At 67.3% G+C, this 17,311-nt stretch carries 19 protein-coding genes and 1 tRNA gene; 13 read left to right on the top strand and 7 right to left on the bottom strand.

All coding sequences use genetic code 11. The features are described 5' to 3' along the window. Positions 1 to 58: 58 nt before the first annotated feature. From KF871_RS12480 to KF871_RS12460, 5 genes are all read left to right on the top strand, one after another. Positions 59 to 541, top strand: a complete 483-nt coding sequence (locus KF871_RS12480) for a YqaA family protein (protein ID WP_291142808.1) — start codon at positions 59 to 61, stop codon at positions 539 to 541. Further along, positions 538 to 1,740 (top strand): MFS transporter, encoded by a 1,203-nt coding sequence (locus KF871_RS12475; RefSeq protein ID WP_291142806.1) that lies wholly within the window; start codon positions 538 to 540, stop codon positions 1,738 to 1,740. Before KF871_RS12480 ends, KF871_RS12475 begins: the two co-directional genes overlap by 4 nt. Positions 1,741 to 1,859: 119 nt before the next feature. Next, on the top strand, positions 1,860 to 2,954 hold the full coding sequence (locus KF871_RS12470) for a hypothetical protein (RefSeq protein WP_291142803.1): 1,095 nt from the start codon (positions 1,860 to 1,862) through the stop codon (positions 2,952 to 2,954). A 147-nt stretch (positions 2,955 to 3,101) separates the two neighbouring features. Further along, positions 3,102 to 3,581, top strand: coding sequence for a type III secretion system chaperone (locus tag KF871_RS12465; protein WP_291142801.1), 480 nt, complete (start codon positions 3,102 to 3,104; stop codon positions 3,579 to 3,581). Between the two features lie 16 nt (positions 3,582 to 3,597). Continuing rightward, the gene (locus tag KF871_RS12460) at positions 3,598 to 3,939 is read left to right on the top strand and encodes a hypothetical protein (RefSeq protein WP_291142799.1); all 342 of its coding nucleotides are present in this window, start codon (positions 3,598 to 3,600) and stop codon (positions 3,937 to 3,939) included. A gap of 59 nt (positions 3,940 to 3,998) precedes the next feature. Here the strand turns inward: KF871_RS12460 and ychF are convergent, their stop codons facing one another. After that, positions 3,999 to 5,090 carry a redox-regulated ATPase YchF gene (gene ychF, locus KF871_RS12455; RefSeq protein WP_291142796.1) on the bottom strand — a complete coding sequence of 364 codons (1,092 nt, stop codon included), beginning with the start codon at positions 5,088 to 5,090 and terminating at the stop codon, positions 3,999 to 4,001. A gap of 94 nt (positions 5,091 to 5,184) precedes the next feature. Next, complete coding sequence (locus KF871_RS12450) at positions 5,185 to 6,072, bottom strand: MOSC N-terminal beta barrel domain-containing protein (RefSeq protein ID WP_291142793.1); 888 nt, start codon at positions 6,070 to 6,072, stop codon at positions 5,185 to 5,187. A gap of 99 nt (positions 6,073 to 6,171) precedes the next feature. Between KF871_RS12450 and KF871_RS12445 the strand changes: the two genes are divergently transcribed. Genes KF871_RS12445 through KF871_RS12435 form a run of 3 tightly spaced genes read left to right on the top strand, consistent with a single transcriptional unit; the run spans position 6,172 to position 9,868 of the window. Beyond that, positions 6,172 to 7,308 carry an FAD-dependent monooxygenase gene (locus KF871_RS12445; protein ID WP_291142790.1) on the top strand — a complete coding sequence of 379 codons (1,137 nt, stop codon included), beginning with the start codon at positions 6,172 to 6,174 and terminating at the stop codon, positions 7,306 to 7,308. 38 nt (positions 7,309 to 7,346) lie between these two features. Continuing rightward, positions 7,347 to 8,063, top strand: a complete 717-nt coding sequence (locus KF871_RS12440) for a DsbC family protein (protein ID WP_291142787.1) — start codon at positions 7,347 to 7,349, stop codon at positions 8,061 to 8,063. Between the two features lie 2 nt (positions 8,064 to 8,065). Then, positions 8,066 to 9,868 (top strand): peptidase M61, encoded by a 1,803-nt coding sequence (locus KF871_RS12435; protein ID WP_291142784.1) that lies wholly within the window; start codon positions 8,066 to 8,068, stop codon positions 9,866 to 9,868. Positions 9,869 to 9,880: 12 nt separating this feature from the next. Here the strand turns inward: KF871_RS12435 and KF871_RS12430 are convergent, their stop codons facing one another. The 4 genes from KF871_RS12430 to KF871_RS12415 form a co-directional block, all read right to left on the bottom strand. Further along, positions 9,881 to 10,393: a hypothetical protein gene (locus tag KF871_RS12430; RefSeq protein WP_291142778.1), complete on the bottom strand. Its 513-nt coding sequence runs from the start codon at positions 10,391 to 10,393 to the stop codon at positions 9,881 to 9,883. Positions 10,394 to 10,511: 118 nt separating this feature from the next. Continuing rightward, positions 10,512 to 11,807 (bottom strand): phenylacetate--CoA ligase PaaK, encoded by a 1,296-nt coding sequence (gene paaK / locus KF871_RS12425; RefSeq protein ID WP_291142775.1) that lies wholly within the window; start codon positions 11,805 to 11,807, stop codon positions 10,512 to 10,514. Further along, entirely contained in the window at positions 11,804 to 12,244 is a 441-nt protein-coding gene (paaI, locus tag KF871_RS12420; RefSeq protein WP_291142771.1) for a hydroxyphenylacetyl-CoA thioesterase PaaI, read from the bottom strand. The genes paaK and paaI overlap by 4 nt, the downstream gene beginning before the upstream one ends. After that, positions 12,244 to 13,038, bottom strand: coding sequence for an enoyl-CoA hydratase-related protein (locus tag KF871_RS12415; RefSeq protein ID WP_291142768.1), 795 nt, complete (start codon positions 13,036 to 13,038; stop codon positions 12,244 to 12,246). The genes paaI and KF871_RS12415 overlap by 1 nt, the downstream gene beginning before the upstream one ends. Before the next feature lie 128 nt (positions 13,039 to 13,166). Here KF871_RS12415 and KF871_RS12410 point away from each other — a divergent pair, with 128 nt between their 5' ends. The 3 genes from KF871_RS12410 to KF871_RS12400 all read left to right on the top strand — a co-directional run bounded on the left by KF871_RS12410 (position 13,167) and on the right by KF871_RS12400 (position 14,717). Then, complete coding sequence (locus tag KF871_RS12410; RefSeq protein ID WP_291142766.1) at positions 13,167 to 13,949, top strand: enoyl-CoA hydratase; 783 nt, start codon at positions 13,167 to 13,169, stop codon at positions 13,947 to 13,949. 43 nt (positions 13,950 to 13,992) lie between these two features. Next, positions 13,993 to 14,069: transfer RNA gene (locus KF871_RS12405), tRNA-Met, on the top strand. 87 nt (positions 14,070 to 14,156) lie between these two features. Further along, positions 14,157 to 14,717 (top strand): YaeQ family protein, encoded by a 561-nt coding sequence (locus tag KF871_RS12400; RefSeq protein ID WP_291142763.1) that lies wholly within the window; start codon positions 14,157 to 14,159, stop codon positions 14,715 to 14,717. Positions 14,718 to 14,744: 27 nt separating this feature from the next. Here the strand turns inward: KF871_RS12400 and KF871_RS12395 are convergent, their stop codons facing one another. Further along, on the bottom strand, positions 14,745 to 15,338 hold the full coding sequence (locus KF871_RS12395) for a carboxymuconolactone decarboxylase family protein (RefSeq protein WP_291142760.1): 594 nt from the start codon (positions 15,336 to 15,338) through the stop codon (positions 14,745 to 14,747). A 136-nt stretch (positions 15,339 to 15,474) separates the two neighbouring features. Here KF871_RS12395 and KF871_RS12390 point away from each other — a divergent pair, with 136 nt between their 5' ends. Further along, a complete protein-coding gene (locus KF871_RS12390; protein WP_291142757.1) occupies positions 15,475 to 15,873 on the top strand; it encodes a hypothetical protein in 399 nt (132 codons plus the stop codon). Positions 15,874 to 15,944: 71 nt separating this feature from the next. Then, positions 15,945 to 17,300, top strand: coding sequence for a tRNA (N6-isopentenyl adenosine(37)-C2)-methylthiotransferase MiaB (miaB, locus tag KF871_RS12385; protein ID WP_291142754.1), 1,356 nt, complete (start codon positions 15,945 to 15,947; stop codon positions 17,298 to 17,300). Positions 17,301 to 17,311: the final 11 nt, after the last annotated feature.

Raw genomic sequence — 17,311 nt, 5'->3', positions numbered from 1 at the left:
CACCTCAGCGCCCTTCTGGCCCCGGTGACAGAATCCCCGCGGCCCACCCGCCGCACCCATGCCCACCTGGTTCGCCACCCTCGCCCACGCCCTGGCCTTGCCCGAAGTCGGTCTGACGACCGTCTTTGTGGTGGCCTTCATTTCCGCCACGCTCTTGCCCATGGGGTCGGAACCGGCGGTGTTTGCGCTGGTCAAGCTCAACCCTGAGCTGTTCTGGCCCGCCGTCCTGGTGGCCACGGTGGGCAACACCCTGGGTGGCGCGGTGAGCTGGCTCATGGGCGCGGGCACGCACCGGCTGGTGGACCGCGCACGCGGCAGCGCCACCGAGCTGCAGGCCTTGCGCTGGCTGGAGCGCTTCGGGCCCAAGGCCTGTCTGCTGGCGTGGCTGCCTGTGGTGGGCGACCCGCTGTGTGCGGTGGCGGGCTGGCTGCGTTTTCCGTTCTGGCCCTGCGTGGCCTACATGGCCATCGGCAAGCTGGCGCGCTACGTCACCATGACGGCGGGCTTGCTGTGGGTCTTTCCAGGGGTTTTCACACCATGACAGCTTCCACGGCCTCGCCGGGGTCTTCTCGCGCCAACGCCCTGCCCCGCGCTTTGTGGGCGCTGATGGTCGGCAACTTCGTCATCGGCACCGGCGTGATGGTGGTGCCCGGCACGCTCAACGAGATTTCGCACGCACTGGGTGTGTCCATCCCGCAGGCGGGGCAACTCATCACGGCGGGCGCCATCCTGATGGGCGTGGGCGCGCCGCTGTTCGCCACCCTGGTGGCCGGCTGGGACCGGCGGCGCCTGCTGACCTGGTCGCTCATCTGGTACGGGCTGCTGCACCTGGCCTGCGCGCTGGCGCCCAACTACGCCACGCTGCTGCCGCTGCGGGTGCTGGCGGTCATCTCGCCCGCGGTGTTCACGCCGCAAGCAGCGGCCAGCGTGGGCCTGCTGGTGCCCGAGCACCTGCGCGGGCGCGGCATCACCTTCGCGTTTCTCGGCTGGTCGGTGGCGTCGGTGCTGGGCATGCCGCTGTCGGCCTGGATCGGCGGCGAGCTGGGCTGGCGCTGGGCCTTCGGACTGGTGGCGGTGATGTCGGTGATCAGCGGCGTGTGGGTCTGGCGCGCCATGCCCGACGGCATCCGCCCCGCCGCGCTCTCGCGCGAGGGCTGGGGCCGCACCCTGGGCTCGGCCCGCCTGATGACCACGGTGGCCGTCACGCTGCTGTTCGCCTTCGGCCAGTTCACGCTGTTCTCGTATTTCGCACCCTACTTCGCCCAGACCCTGGGGCTGGCTGGCGGCGGCCTGTCGCTGCTGTTTCTGTGGTTCGGCGCCTTCGGCCTGCTGGGCAATGTGGTGGTCACCCGCTCGATCGACCGCGTGGGCGCGCCGCGCGCGGTGCTGGTCACCCTGGGGCTGATCGCGCTCAGCCTGCTGTTGTGGCCGTTGGGCCGGCACAGCGTGTGGCTGCAGGCATTGATCGTGGTGCCCTGGGCCCTGGGCTGTTTTTCCGCCAACTCGGCCCAACAGGCGAGGCTGGTGGGCCTGTCGCCGGCCCTGGCGCCGGCCACGGTGGCGCTCAACACCTCGGCCATGTACGCCGGCCAGGCCATGGGCGCGGCCCTGGGCGGCGCGCTCATCGCCCAAGGGGCCATGCTGCAGCTGCACTGGGTGGGGCTGGGGGTGATGGGGGTGGCGATGGGGGTGAGTGCGTGGGCGGGACGGGGCCAGCTCGTTCGCTCGCAGGTACTTTGAGGTTGTTGGAACCCGTTGCAGGTATCGGGTTACCCAAAGGCCAGTTCCGAAACCATCGGCTGGCTTGATGCGCCAAAGCGCTGGGCCACGGCCTCGCCGTTACCTTTTCATCGATTCCCATGGCCTCCAACCTGAATAGCCAGCTTTCCCATATCGCCTCGAAAATGAGGACCGCGGTGTCTCCGCACAAGGAGAATGCCAAATCGGCAGCATCGCTCTCTGCATCGACTGGCCTTGCGCCACCGAACGGTCACTTTGACGAGCAGGATGCCAAAGGCGCAAACAGCGGCAAAGTGCTGCTTTGGCGCAGGCCGGATGACAAGTCAAAGATCATCAAATACAAGTCCAACTGGGTTGGCCGCAAGCTGAGGGGACTTAGCCACGGGAAACATGAAAAATCGGGAATGGCCGCGAAGTTCGCCTTCGCCACCAAACTCGTGCGTGGTCTCAAGGGCCCCAAAAAACAAGCCGCGGAATGGTTGGTTAATTCCTTTGATGCCCGGCCCAACAACAACGGCGTGCGATATAAAGTCTCCCTCACGAACGAGTTAAGAGCATGCGTCGCAATCCTCGCCGGCGAACAAACGTCCATTACCACCGATTTCCTCAGGTCAGGGGCGCCAGAACCCGCTCCGGCGCTTTCGGTACCCGAGCCGAACGTTGAAGTCCTTCTTAAACCCCAGACAGTTGAAGCTCCTCAACTGATTGAACTCACGTCGGAAAGCGAAACCGAAGCCGAAGCAACACGAGCGCCAGGTACGACATCCGGCTCTGATGATGTCAGTGACACAAGGAAAGAAGTCTTGGCGTCATCCGTCAGGGCCGAAGCAGTAAAGCCATCAGAAATGTCCGAAGCCCAGAGATCCGGGGTTCGCGAAATCATGTGGGATTTCGCGCACACGGTAAATCAAGCCCCCGCCGGCGCTGGAGGGCATGTAAGTTTTGTCGGGGTTGTTCAAGTGACAGAGGCGGCAAAAAAAGCCGGCGAGGAAATGGCCGCTCTATTCAAAGGTGTGGCAGCGAAGCAAGAAGGAGCGCCCAACACGACAAAGACCGAGCGCGAAGCATTAAAACAAAACGTTATTCGCTACCTTGAGAAAAACTTGGTTGGCGGCAGCGCAATGGGCACTTACAGAGTGACCAAGGATTCCCAAGAGGGCCACTTCCTGCAGGCTCTCATCGACTCCTTCAGCAAGGCCTTGGATCGAGCATAAGCCCTTTCGTCAAACAAGTAGCGACTTGCTGAAGGGAATCTCGATTGTGCGTTCACCATCACACCTACGCATTAAGTGAGTCTTCTTTGCCGTCATAGCCTTGCAGCAACTGCTGCTCGCATTCCCTGTTCCAGAACTGCAATCAATATGAACGCCATCGCCACCCCCGAATCCGCCGCCCACTGCTTGGTGGCCGCCGCTGAATATTGCGAAGCCCTTGAAGCCGTGGTCGAGCTCGCGCCGGGCACCTGGTTTGTGCACTTCGAGACGGGTGGCGAATGTCTGGTGGAGTGGGCAGAGTCGCCCACGCGGTTGGTGGTGACCACCGGCGTGGGTGAGCCGCGCGAGTCGGCGCGAGCCGGTATCTACGCCAGTTGCCTGGAGTTCAACACGCTGTGGAGCGAGATGGGCTCGATGCGCCTGGCCAAGGACGACGAGGACGAGCAGCTGCTGCTGATCAACGACTTCAGCGTGGACGACGAGCACGAAGCCCATGTGGAGCTGGCCAACGCCCTGCTGCGACAGGAGGGCATGCGCCTGTTCTGGAGCCTGATCGTGGACAACGCCACCGACGAAGCCAGCGCCGCTCGACGCCCGCTGGACATGCTGGCCATGCAACGTGCCTGACCCCCAGCCGACCACCATGACGTCTACCACCCCCATGAACCCGGATGACGCCCAGGCCGCGGACGGTGTCGCCATTGAGGACGGACACCCGTCGTCGGCCGGCGCGACCAGCTCCGCCGACACCGCCCGCACACTCTTTTCGCGCAACGCCACCGGCACCCAGGCCGTGGACAGCAAGGTGCGCGCGCGGCGCGAACGGCTGCTGTCGCACGCCGACCGATCCCGCGCCCGCCGCCATGCGCTGGCCGAGCTGCTGCGCAGTGGCGCACTGGCCGACGCGGCGTCGGTGGACCCGCTGTTGCGCCAGGACGTGATGCGTCTGGTGGCGTTTGTTCGCGACGACAAACCGGTCGCCTGAACAACTTCCCTGTTGGCCGGCCACCGACCGGGGTGGCGGCCCTGCGGCTGAAACGCCGTTCAGCCGCTGAAGAGGAAGTTCATCACGTCGCCGTCCTGCACGACGTAGTCCTTGCCTTCGGCGCGCATCTTGCCCGCCTCTTTGGCCCCCTGCTCGCCCCCGAAGGCGATGTAGTCGGCAAAGGCAATGGTCTGGGCCCGGATGTAGCCCTTCTCGAAATCGGTGTGGATCACGCCGGCCGCCTGCGGGCCGGTGTCGCCCTTGTGGATGGTCCAGGCGCGCACTTCCTTCTCGCCAGCGGTGAAGTAGGTCTGCAAACCCAGCAGGCTGTAGGCGGCGCGGATGAGGCGGTTCAGGCCGGGCTCGTCCTGCCCCAGCTCCTTGAGGAATTCGAGCCGGTCGGCGTCGTCCATCTCGGACAGCTCGGCCTCGATCTTGGCGCAGATGGCCACCACCGGCGCGTGTTGCGCCTCGGCGTAGGCCGTCAGGCGATCGAGCAGCGGGTTGTTCTCGAAGCCGTCTTCGGTCACGTTGGCCACAAACATGGCCGGCTTGGCGGTGATGAGGAACAAGGGTTTGAGCAGGGCGCGCTCTTCCTTGGCCAGGTCCAGGGTGCGCACCGGTTTGGCTTCGTTGAGTGCGGTCTGGCATTTCTCCAGCAGCACCAACAGCTTCTGCGCCTCTTTGTCGCCGGCGCGGGCTGTTTTTTGCGCGCGCTGGATGGTCTTTTCGACCGTGGACAGATCGGCCAGACACAGCTCGGTCTGGATCACCTCGATGTCGGCGATGGGGTCGACCTTGCCGGCCACGTGGATGACGTTGGGGTCTTCAAAGCAGCGCACCACGTTGACGGTGGCGTCGGTCTCGCGGATGTGCGCCAGAAACTGGTTGCCCAGACCCTCGCCCTTGCTGGCGCCAGCCACCAGACCGGCAATGTCGACGAACTCCACGATCGCCGGCACGGTGCGCTGCGGCTTGACGACCTCGGCCAGCTGAGCCAGACGCGGGTCGGGCACTTCGACCACGCCCGTGTTGGGCTCGATGGTGCAGAAGGGGTAGTTCTCAGCCGCGATGCCGGCTTTGGTGAGGGCGTTGAAGAGCGTGGACTTGCCCACGTTGGGCAGGCCCACGATGCCGCATTGGAGGCTCATGGGGGGCTTTCGTCCGGGTCGGTCCCGGGGGGCGCAAAGCCGGGGATTTTACGGGGCGCGTGTGGCGCGCCCCGGTGCCGGGCTGGCGGAGCGCTCAGTCGAAGCGCCAGTCGCCCGTCACCCGCTGCCCGACCCGCAGCACCTGCCCGTCGCCGTCGAGCACGATGGCGTTCATGCCGAAGGTGATGGCGCCTTTGACACGGGCGTCGGCGCGGTAGCCGCGCAGGGTGTCGCCCACGGCCGTGCCCGGGGTGGCGGTGTCGGGGTCGATGTCGGGGATGGGGCAGCGTGAGCAGGGCTTGACCGGGGCGATCAATGCGGACGCATCCTCGCCGGTGGCGATCTGCAGTTGCTCGACGCGGTCTTCGTCGTGCGCCTGCACGCCGGCCAGCACGATGTTCGGGCGCATGCGGCGCTGGTCCACCGGCGCGTGACCACCGGCGGTCAGGCGTTGGTTGAGTTCGTCCAGCGACGCGGCGCTCGTCACCAGCAGCGCAAAGCCGTCGGCGAACTGCGTGCCGGCCTCGCGCCCACCGGTCCACTTCGGGTCGCTGGGGCGCTTGACCTCGGGGTCGAAGCGCACCAGGCGTAGGCGCTTGAGGTTGTCGGGCGCGTCGGCGCCCAGAAAGTCGCTGAACCACTGCGCGGCCAGATCGCCCATGTCCCAGGCCGCCACCTCGTCGCGCCAGACGCGCGCGGTGGTCTGGAACTCTGCAGCGGCCAGCTCCAGGTGCAGCGACAGCATGCCGGGCGCGCGCAGCACCAACTGGCCCATCTTGAAGCCCGGCTGGATCAGCGCCATGCGCGGCAGCTCGCGCTGGCTCACGAATTCACCGTCGCTGTCCACCACCATCCAGGCGCGGTCGTACAGCAGACCGGTGTCGGTGAGCTCGGCTTCGCGAACGGCAATGCCGGCGCAGCTCTTGACCGGATAGATCCAGAGTTGCTCGATGGTGGCCTCAAGGGCGTCGTGGTCGCTCATGGGTGGCGCGGCGCTGGGCCGGGAAGGGGTGGCAGGGAAAGCGGCGCATTGTGCCCGCACCGGCGCAGCGGGCGCTGCGCCTCCCTAGAATCCCACCCCATGTCATCGAACACCTCGACCCGACGCGCCGACGTGGCCATCCGCGGCGCGGGCGTGGTGGGCCAGACCCTGGCCCTGCTGCTGGCGCAAGACCGATTGCGTGTGGCCCTGGTGGCCCCGCCGGCCGCGCCCAAACCCCACGACGTGCGCGCCTACGCCCTCAACGCGGCGGCGCGCGATCTGCTGCAAGGCCTGCGTGCCTGGCCCGACGACACCCCGGGCGCGGTCACCCCGGTGCGGCGCATGCAGGTGCGTGGCGACGATGGGGGCCAGCTTGCCTTCGACGCCGCCGAGCTGGGCCAGGACGCGCTCACCTGGATCGTCGATGTGCCGGCGCTGGAGCAGCGCCTGAGCGCTGCCATCGGCTTTGCCGGGGGCGTCGAGCGCGTGGGCGAGGCGCCTCCGGCGCGGCTGACCGTGGTCTGCGAAGGTCGCCACAGCGCCACGCGCGAGTCACTGGGCATCGAAACCGATGTGCGCCCCTACCCGCACAAGGCCCTGGCCGCCCGGCTGCGCGCCAGCCGGCCGCACGCGGGCGTGGCGCACCAGTGGTTTGCGCAGGGCGACATCGTCGCGCTGCTGCCGATCGGCGGCGAGGAAGGATGTGAGTACGCACTCGTCTGGTCGTTGCCTGCCGCCAGAGCGGACGAGTGGCTGGGTGCAGACCCGGCGGCCCTGGCCGAGGCGGTGCAGGCGCGCGCGGGCGACGCGGTCGGCACGCTGGAGCTGGTGTCGCCCGCTCAGGCCTGGCCACTGAATCTGGCGCGCGCTCAGCGCTGGATCGCGCCGTCGCCTGGCGGCACGGTGGTGCTGGCCGGCGACGCGGCCCACACTGTGCACCCGCTGGCCGGCCAGGGGCTCAACCTGGGCCTGGCCGACGTGGCCGAGCTGGCCCGCGTGCTGCACGCGCGCGAGTACTGGCGCGAACTTGATGACCCGAAACTGCTCAGACGCTACGAGCGGGCCCGTGCGGCCGACCTGCGGGCCATGGCCCTGGTCACCGACGGCCTATTCTCTTTGTTCGGCCTGAACGATCCCCGGGTGCAGTTGCTGCGCAACCGGGGGCTCAGCGGGTTCGACCGCAGTGGCCCGCTCAAGCGCTGGTTCGCGCGACAGGCCATGGGCTCGTCGCTGTGAGGCCTGTTTCCACCGATACCCTGACCTCGGGTCACATCATGAAACGCATCCGATCCCTGGCCCTGGGCCTGCTTGCCGCGCTGAGCCTGCACGCGTTCGCCCAAGAGGCGGCCATCCGCAAGAACCTCGCCGAGCGCCTGCCCAACTTCCCGCCCATCGAGGAAGTCACCAAGACGCCCTTCCCCGGCCTGTGGGAAGTCCGCCTGAGCGGCAACCAGCTGCTCTACACCGACGACGCCGGCACCTACGTGCTGGGCGGCCCGCTGATCGACACCAAAAACAAGGTCAACCTGACCGAGGCGCGCACCGAAAAGCTCAACGCCATCGCCTTCAAGGATCTGCCTTTCAAAGACTCCTTCAAGCTGGTCAAGGGCAAGGGCACGCGCCAGGTGGCGGTGTTCGAGGACCCGAACTGCGGCTATTGCAAGAAACTGCACCAGGAGCTCACCCGCATCGACGACGTGACCATCCATGTGTTCCTGATCCCGGTGCTGGGGCCGGATTCGGTCGACAAGTCGCACCGCATCTGGTGCGCCAAGGACCGCGCCAAGACCTACAGCGACTGGATGCTCAACCAGAACCCGCCCGCCGAGGCCAAGTGCGACGTCGCCGCCATCGAGCGCAACAGCCAGCTGGCCGCCAGTCGCGGCATCAACGGCACGCCGACGCTGATCTTCGTCAACGACAAGCGCGCGCCGGGCTATGTGCCGGCCGAGCGCCTGGAAGCCTTGCTGCAAGACGCCAAGCCGCGCTGACCATGGCGACCACCCGACGCCGCGCCGCCCCACCCGCCATCCAGTTCCGCGTCGAGATTCGCGACCTTCACGCGCACCTGTTCGCCGTGACGCTGCAGGTCAGCCGGCCGGCCCGGCGCCAACGCTTTGCCTTGCCGGTGTGGATTCCGGGCAGCTACCTGGTGCGCGAGTTCTCGCAGCATCTGCAGGGCCTGCGGGCCCGTCAGGGCGGCCGGTCGGTCGCGCTCAAGCAGCTCGACAAACACCGCTGGCAGGCCGAGTGCGAGGCCAACCAGCCGCTCACGCTGCACTACGAGATCTACGCGCTCGACGCCTCGGTGCGCACCGCCTGGCTGGACGCCACGCGCGGCTTCTTCAACGCCACCAGCACCTGCCTGCGCGTGCTGGGACAGGAAGACCAGCCGCATGCGCTGGACGTGTCCGACAAAGGACTGCCGGAGGACTGGACGCTGGCCACCGGGCTGCGCCCACAACGCGTGGACGCGCGCGGCTGGGGCCGCTACGTGGCGGCCGACTACGACGAACTGGCCGATGGCCCGGTCACCTTCGGCCACTTGCTGAGCGCCGAGTTTGTTGCCGGCGGTGTGCCGCACCGCTTCGTGATCACCGGCGCGGGCGCCTGGGTCGACATGGACCGGCTGATCGAAGACACCCGGCGCATCTGCGACACGCAGATCGCCTTCTGGCACGGCGACGGGGCGCCCCCCTTCGAGCGCTACGTCTTCATGCTGCACGCCAGTGGCGAGGGTTATGGCGGTCTGGAGCACCGCAACAGCACCGCGCTGATCTGCCAGCGCAACGAGCTGCCCGCGCTGCGGGCGCCAGGCGCCAAGCCCGCGGCGCTGAAAGCCACCGATGGCTACACCACGCTGCTTGGCCTCATCAGCCACGAGTACTTCCACACCTGGAACGTCAAGCGCTTGCGCCCGGCCGAATTCGCGCGCTACGACTACGACCGCGAGAACCACACCGAGCTGCTGTGGTTCTTCGAAGGCTTCACCAGCTACTACGACGACCTGTTTTTGCGCCGCGCCGGCCTGATCGACGACGGCACCTACCTGCACCTGGTCACCAAGACCCTGAACCAGGTGGCCCAGACGCCGGGACGGCAACTGCAATCGGTGGCGCAGGCCAGCTTTGACGCGTGGGTCAAGTACTACCGCATGGGCGAGAACACGCCCAACGCCACAGTGAGCTACTACACCAAGGGTTCGCTGGTGGCCCTGTGCCTGGACCTGACCCTGCGCCGCGATGGCCACGGCTCGCTCGACGACGTGATGCGCGCGCTGTGGCAACGCTGTGCCGGCGGGCCCATGAAGGAAAGCGACGTCCGCCGCGTGCTGCGCGAGGTCGGCAAGCGCTCATTCGACAAGGAACTGGACGCCTGGGTGCACGGCACCGGCGGGCTGCCCACCGACACCTTGCTGCCGGCCCTGGGCGCGCGTGTGCAGCAAGACCCGGCGCCGCTGGCGCAGCAGCTGGGTCTGCGCGTGGGTGAGGCCGGCGGCTCGCTCACCATCAAGACGGTGCTGCGCGATGGTGCCGCCGAGCGGGCGGGCTTTGCGGCCGGTGACGAATGGCTGGGCGTGGAGTTTGCGCCCGCGCGACGTGGGCAGGCGCCCGAAGCCTGGCGCGTTCAGCGCCTGGACGACGTGCAGGCGATGCGCGGCGAACGCACCCAGCTCACCGCCCTGGTGGCGCGTGACCGGCAGTTGCTGCGCCTGGCGCTGCAATGGCCGGCGGTGCAGCACAGCCAGCGCGTCACCGTGGGCGACGCCACCTTGCTGGCCGGCTGGCTCGGCTGAGCGCTGCCGGGCTCAGACCAGCGGCAGACGCGGCGCCACGTCCACGTCGAACTGGGCGGCAGCGGCCGTGTTTTTCATGTTGAGCAGCACGTCGCGAATACGTGGCAGCAGCGCCTGCAGGTCGCCGGGGTTCTTGCAGCCCTCGACTTTGATGGCCAGGGTCTCGCCCATCGGCCCCAGCTGATCGTTGATGAAGCGCGCCACCAGGCGGCGTGCCTCGCCAAAGGGCAGCAGGTCTTCGGCCAGTGGGGGCGGCAGGGTTTCGATGACCCGCTGGTCCACGGGGGCGCTGAACGCCTCGGGTGTGGACACCACCATGGCCGTGACCCAACCTTGTTCGGCCAATGACTCGAGCAAGGGCAGCGAGGCGCCCTCGCCGCCCAGCAGCTTGTCCAGATCGCCCACGGTGCGCTTGCCGTCGACCATGATGAGCAGCGAGCGCAGGCGCGGGCCCAACCCGGGCGGGCGACTCGTCAACGCCTCACGGCCCTGATCGGTCTTCACAAAGACGGTTTGTGTGTCCATCGCATCCCAACCTTTGCGCGCGACTGTAGCCACAGGGGGTCAATCGTCAACACCGGGTTTGACCCCAGTGACGGCCGCGCAGGTGACAGGCGTCACGCCGGGCCGCACGGACGCGCCCTCAGCGTGGCCGCTGGTCCACAACCCGCTTGGCCTTGCCCTGGCTGCGCTCGACGCTGCCCTCGGGCCGCAGCTCAACCTCGATGCTGCTGCCCACGAACACCTTGACGTCGTGCTGCAGCGCGCGCGCCGCGGCCTTGGCCTCGGGCGACTGCGGGTCCAGCCCGGGGCGGGTTTCCACCCGCACGCTCAGACAGTCCATCGGGCCTTCGCGCGTGAGCACGCACTGGTAGTGCGCAGTGAGTGCGGGCTGCTTGAGGATGAGCTCCTCGATCTGGGTGGGAAACACGTTGACGCCGCGCACGATCATCATGTCGTCGCTGCGCCCGGTGATCTTCTCCATGCGCCGCATGGTGCGCGCGGTGCCGGGCAGCAGCCGGGTCAGGTCGCGCGTGCGGTAGCGGATGATGGGCAGCGCCTCCTTGGTCAGGCTGGTGAACACCAACTCACCCAGCTCGCCATCGGGCAGCACCTGCCCGGTCTCGGGGTCGATGATCTCGGGGTAGAAGTGGTCCTCCCAGATGGTGGGGCCGTCCTTGGTCTCCACGCACTCGTTGGCCACGCCCGGCCCCATCACCTCGCTCAGGCCGTAGATGTCGACTGCGTCGATGCCCATGCGCTGCTCGATCGCCTTGCGCATGTCGTTGGTCCAGGGCTCGGCGCCGAAGATGCCGATGCGCAGGCTGCTCTCGCGCGGGTCCAGCCCCTGGCGCTCGAACTCGTCGGCAATGGCCAGCATGTAGCTGGGCGTGACCATGATGATGTCGGGGCGGAAGTCCTGGATGAGCTGCACCTGCCGCTCGGTCTGACCGCCGCCAAAGGGCACCACCGTGAGCCCCAGCCTCTCGGCGCCATAGTGCGCACCCAGGCCGCCGGTGAACAGGCCGTAGCCATAACTCACGTGCACCATGTCGCCCGGTCGCGCGCCGCTGGCGCGCACGCTGCGCGCCACCAGCGAGGCCCAGGTGTCGATGTCGCGCGCGGTGTAGCCCACCACCGTGGGCTTGCCGGTGGTGCCGCTGCTGGCGTGGATGCGTGCGCAGCGCTCGCGCGGCACGGCGAACATGCCAAAGGGGTAGTTCTCACGCAGGTCGGCCTTGGTGGTGAAGGGAAACTTCGCCAGGTCGGCCAGGCTGTGGCAATCGTCGGGGTGCACGTCGGCGGCGTCGAACTTGGCGCGGTAGACGGGCGAATTGGCGTAGGCGTGCTGCAGCGTGGCGCGCAGGCGCTTGAACTGCAGGGCACGCAGTTCGTCAACGCTGGCCTTTTCGATCGGCTCAAGGGGAAAGTGGCTCATGACGGGCTCTCTTCGGGAAACACGGTGCCGGGGATCTGCGCGCTCTTGCCGCGGAACATGGCCACCACCTCCCCGCGCTGGTTGGTGACCTTCATGTCGTAGATGCCGTGGCGGCCCGACAGGGTCTGCTCGACCCCTTCACAGGTGAGTACGTCGCCCGCGTGCGCCGGTCGCAGGAATTCGATGCTGCAGCCCGCCGCCACCGTGTTGCGGTTGTGGCTGTTGCAGGCAAAGGCAAAGGTCGAATCGGCCAGGGTGAAGATGAAGCCGCCGTGGCAGATCTGGTGCCCGTTGAGGTGCAGCGGCTGCACCGGCATGCGGATGACCGCCCGCCCCGGCTCGCAGCTGAGCAGCTCCATGCCCATGGTGTCCTTGCTCGCCGTGTCGACGGCGAACATGGTCTCGCCCACCTTCTTCGCGCGTTCCTGGGGCGTCATCACTGCCCCTTGAAGCGCGCCGGGCGCTTCTCGCGAAAGGCCATCACGCCTTCGATGTAGTCGTGCGTGCGGCCCAGTGCCGACTGCGTGTCGCGTTCCACGTCGAGCTGCGCATTGAAGCTGCGCGTGGCCGCGTCGCGCAGCAGGTGGCGCGTGGCAACCAGGGCCTGCGTGGGCATGGCCGCAAGCTTGTCGGCCATGGCCATGGATGCACCCAGACAGTCCTCGGCCACGTCCCAGATCATTCCCCACTCCCTGGCTTGCGCGGCGGGCAGCTTGTCGCCGGTCATGGCCAGCGCCATGGCGCGCGCCAGACCCAGCCGCTCGACCAGCAACCAGCTGCCGCCAGCGTCCGGGATCAGGCCGATCTTGCTGAAGGCCTGAATGAAGCTCGCGCCCGGTGCGGCAATGGCGATGTCGCAGCACATGGCCAGCGACGCACCGGCACCGGCGGCGACGCCATTGACGGCCGCGATGGTGGGCATGCGCAGTTTCATCAGCCGGCGCGCGCTGGGATTGAAGGCCTGCTCGATGACCGGCCCGGGGTCGGCGCGGGCGACCAGGTCGGGGCCGGGCTCGAAGTCGAACTCGGCCAGATCGGCGCCGGCGCAGAAGCCGCGGCCGGCACCGGTGATGACCAGTGCGCGGATCGCGGCATTGCCCTCGGCCTGGTCGAGCGCGGCCCACAGGTCGCGGTGCATGGCCCGCGTGAAGCTGTTGAGCGCGTCCGGCCGGTTGAGCGTGAGCAGGGCCACGGCCCCGCGTTCTTCGTACACCACAGTGGTGTCGCTCATCGTGTCTCCTCGGTGGGTGGCGTTGGCGGGCAATTTACCATTAACCAACCGATCGGTCGGCTAATGGTTTCCCGCATATCGGACCGCTATAGTGCCCGCCTGAACCCGAAACCCCCCGAGGAGATTCCATGAGCAACGCCCCCGAACTGATCACCGTGCGCACCGAAGGGCGCGTGGGCATCGTCACCCTGAACCGCCCCAAGCAGCTCAACGCACTGAACAACCAGCTCATGGACGAACTCGGCGCCGCGCTCAAGGCCTTTGACGCCGACGAAGACATCGGCTGCATGATCGTCACCGGCAGCGAGAAGGCCTTTGCCGCCGGGGCCGACATCGGCGCCATGGCCACCTACAGCTTTGCCGACGTTTACAAGGGCGACTACATCACCCGCAACTGGGAAACCATCCGCGGCATCCGCAAGCCGGTCATCGCGGCAGTGAGCGGCTTTGCCCTGGGCGGCGGCTGCGAGCTGGCCATGATGTGCGACTTCATCATCGCCGCCGACAACGCCAAGTTCGGTCAGCCAGAAATCAAACTGGGCATCATTCCGGGCGCCGGTGGCACCCAGCGCCTGCCGCGCGCGGTGGGCAAGTCCAAGGCGATGGACATGGCGCTCACCGGCCGCATGATGGACGCCACCGAGGCCGAGCGCGCCGGTCTGGTCAGCCGCGTGGTGCCGCTGGACAAGCTGATGGACGAAGCCCTGGGCGCCGCCCTGATCATCTGCGGCTTCTCGCAGATCGCGGTGATGGCCGCCAAGGAATCGGTCAACCGCTCGTTCGAGGGCACCCTGTCGGACGGCGTGATGTTCGAGCGCCGCATGTTCCATGCCCTGTTCGCCACCAGCGACCAGAAGGAAGGCATGGACGCCTTCGTGAACAAGCGCGCACCCGTCTTCAAGAACGCCTGATGTCGCCGGCGGCTGTCAGATTCTGGCTATAATGCGCGGCTTCGGCGATATAGCTCAGTTGGTTAGAGCGCAGCATTCATAATGCTGATGTCGGTGGTTCAAGTCCACCTATCGCCACCAGATTCGAGGCGGGCTCCGGCAACGGAGCCCGCCTTTTTCATTGCCCGTCTGCTTCGCTCAACGCCACACGCCACACGCAAAACGCCCATGGCCCTAAAGTCCACCATCTTCAAGGCAAACCTGCAGATCGCCGACATCGACCACGGCTACTACGCCGACCACGCCCTGACGCTGGCGCGCCACCCGAGCGAGACCGACGAACGCATGATGGTGCGGCTGGTCGCACTGGCGCTGAACGCGCACGAACTGGTCGACACCTGCAACGGTGACGGCACGCTTGCCTTCGGCGCCGGCCTGTCGGACCCCGACGACCCGGACCTGCACCTCACCGACTTCACCGGCCGCAAGCGCCTGTGGGTCGAGGTGGGCCAGCCCGAGGACAAACCCCTGAGCAAAGCCTGCAGCCAGGCCGACGCCGTACGCGTCTACGCCTACGGCCCCGCCGCCGAGGTCTGGTGGCGTGGCATCGAAGGAAAGCTTTCGCGCCTTGAGCGGCTGCAGGTCTGGCGCCTGAGCGCCGACAGCGCGCAAGCCCTGGTCGAACTGGCCGAACGCAGCATGCAGTTGCAGGCCACGGTGCTGGAGGGCGTGCTCACGCTCAGTGGCGAGCGTGGCAGCGTCAGCCTGGAGCCCGTGCGCTGGAAGTGAGCTGCCCGCGCCGGTGAATGCGCCGGTTCATGCGCCGTGCTTGCCCGGCGTCCAGCCTTGCGCGCCCAGCGCGCGCTCAGCCACTGCGGTCGGCACCGCCTCCAGCGGCGTGGCCATGGTGTCGTTCCAGCGGTTGAGAAAGGCGAACATGGCCACCACGCCCAGGATCTCGACGATCTCGCCATCGCTCCAGTGGCGCTGCAGTTCAACGAACTGCTCGTCCGTCACCGCATTGGGCTGGCTCGCCGCGGCCAGCGCAAAGTCCAGGGCCAGGCGTTCGCGCTCGCTGTAGTGCGGGCTGCTGGCGAAGGTCCAGATGTCGGCCAGCTTGGCCTCGCTCACGCCGAAGTTCTTGGCCCCCAGCAGCGTGTGCGCCTGGCAGTAGCGGCAGCCCGAAACCTGACTCACGACGTGGCCGATCAGGCGGCGAAAACCCAGATCGACATCACTCTCAGGGTCCATCACGGCAGCGTTGAGCACCGCCAGCGCCTGCGCCAGCTTCGGGCGCCGCTGCATGGTCAGCACGCTGTTGGGCGTGAAGCCCAGGGTGCCCAGAAAGAAGTCGAAGTGGGGTTTGAGCTCGGGCGTGGTTTCGGGGGGCAGGGGCGCCAATCGGGGCATGGGAGTCTCCGGGTTTCGAATGCACCACACTGTGCCACCCGCAGACCAAAGGGCGCGCCGATCCACCGCGCGGCAAGCCGGCGTCGGTGACCCGCATGCGACAATCCGCGCCTTCTTCAGCCTCTGGATCTACACCATGAACCGCTGCTTCACCACCCTGCTGGCCGCCCTGGCCATCGCTGGCGGGGTACACGCCCAGGAATCGGTGCGCAAGTTCCCCAAGCAGACATTGCGTGGTGAACTGGTTGTCAAACTGCCGCCCTATGTCGAGATGGATGAACGTGTGGTGCGCCTGTCGCCCGGCGCCCGCATCATCGACACCAGCGACCGCATCCTGCGCTCGGCCACCCTGGTCAACCAGACCCTGACCGTCAACTACCTCCTCGACAAGCGCGGCCAGATCAGCCAGGTCTGGCTGTTGACCGAGGCCGAGATGAAGGAAAAGCGCCCAGGCTACGGCGTGGAGCGCAACTACACCTTCGAGTCGCAGCAAAGCAGCGACGGCCAGCCGGCGGCGTCGACCACCGCCAACTGACCCCCATTTGAATGCGCACCGCCAGGCATCGGGCGGTGCATCGGGCGTTGCACGCCCGCAGGAGCCCCACCATGACCCGCAAAGTCTTCATCAAGACCTTTGGCTGCCAGATGAACGAGTACGACTCGGACAAGATGGCCGACGTCCTCGGCGCCGCCGAGGGATACGAACCCACCAACGACCCCGAGCAGGCCGACCTGATTCTGTTCAACACCTGCTCGGTGCGGGAGAAGGCGCAGGAGAAGGTGTTCTCCGACCTGGGCCGCATCAAGCACCTCAAGCAAAAGGGTGTGCTCATCGGTGTCGGCGGCTGCGTCGCCAGCCAGGAGGGCGAGGCCATCATCCAGCGCGCGCCCTTCGTGGATGTGGTGTTCGGCCCGCAGACCCTGCACCGCCTGCCCGAGCTGCTGGCACAACGCGCTGCGCAGGCGCGCCCGCAGGTGGACATCAGCTTCCCCGAGATCGAGAAGTTCGACCACCTGCCGCCGGCCAAGGTCGACGGCGCCTCGGCATTTGTCTCGATCATGGAAGGCTGCTCCAAGTACTGCAGCTACTGCGTGGTGCCTTACACCCGCGGTGAAGAGGTCAGCCGCCCGTTTGACGACGTGCTGGTCGAGGTGGCGGGCCTGGCCGACCAGGGCGTGAAGGAAGTGACGCTGCTGGGGCAGAACGTCAACGCGTACCGCGGCGCGATGGGCGACACCAGCGAGATCGCCGACTTCGCCATGCTGATCGAGTACGTGGCCGACATTCCCGGCATCGAGCGCATTCGCTACACCACCAGTCACCCCAATGAATTCACGGCGCGACTGATCGAGGCCTACGCCAGGGTGCCCAAGCTGGTAAACCACCTGCACCTGCCGGTGCAGCACGGCTCGGACCGCATCCTCATGGCCATGAAGCGCGGCTACACCGCCATGGAATACAAGAGCACGATCCGCAAGCTGCGCGCGATCCGCCCCGACATCTCCATGAGCAGCGACTTCATCGTCGGCTTTCCCGGCGAGACCGAAGACGACTTCAACAAGATGATGAAGCTCATCGACGACGTGGGCTTTGACAGCAGCTTCAGCTTCATCTTCAGCCCGCGCCCCGGCACGCCCGCGGCCAACCTGCCCGACGACACGCCGCACGAGGTCAAGCTCAAGCGGCTGCAGCACCTGCAGGCCACCATCGAGGCCAACGTGCGACGCATCAGCGCCAGCCGCGAGGGCACGGTGCAGCGCATCCTCGTCGAAGGGCCGGCGCGTCGCCCGGGCCCGGACGGTGCCGCCGAGCTGATGGGTCGCACCGAGTGCAACCGCATCGTCAACTTCAACGGCGGCCCCAACGGCGCGCGACTGACCGGGCAGATGATCGACGTACGCATCACCCAGGCCCTGCCCCACTCGCTGCGCGGCGAGGTGCTGGTGCGCGAAGCCGCCTGACGGCGCTCCAT

The sequence above is a fragment of the Hydrogenophaga sp. genome (genome assembly GCF_019635465.1).
Lineage (GTDB): Bacteria > Pseudomonadota > Gammaproteobacteria > Burkholderiales > Burkholderiaceae_C > Hydrogenophaga.
The sequence above is the reverse complement of the archived record's forward strand: the minus strand, read 5'-3'. Positions and strand labels throughout refer to the sequence as shown.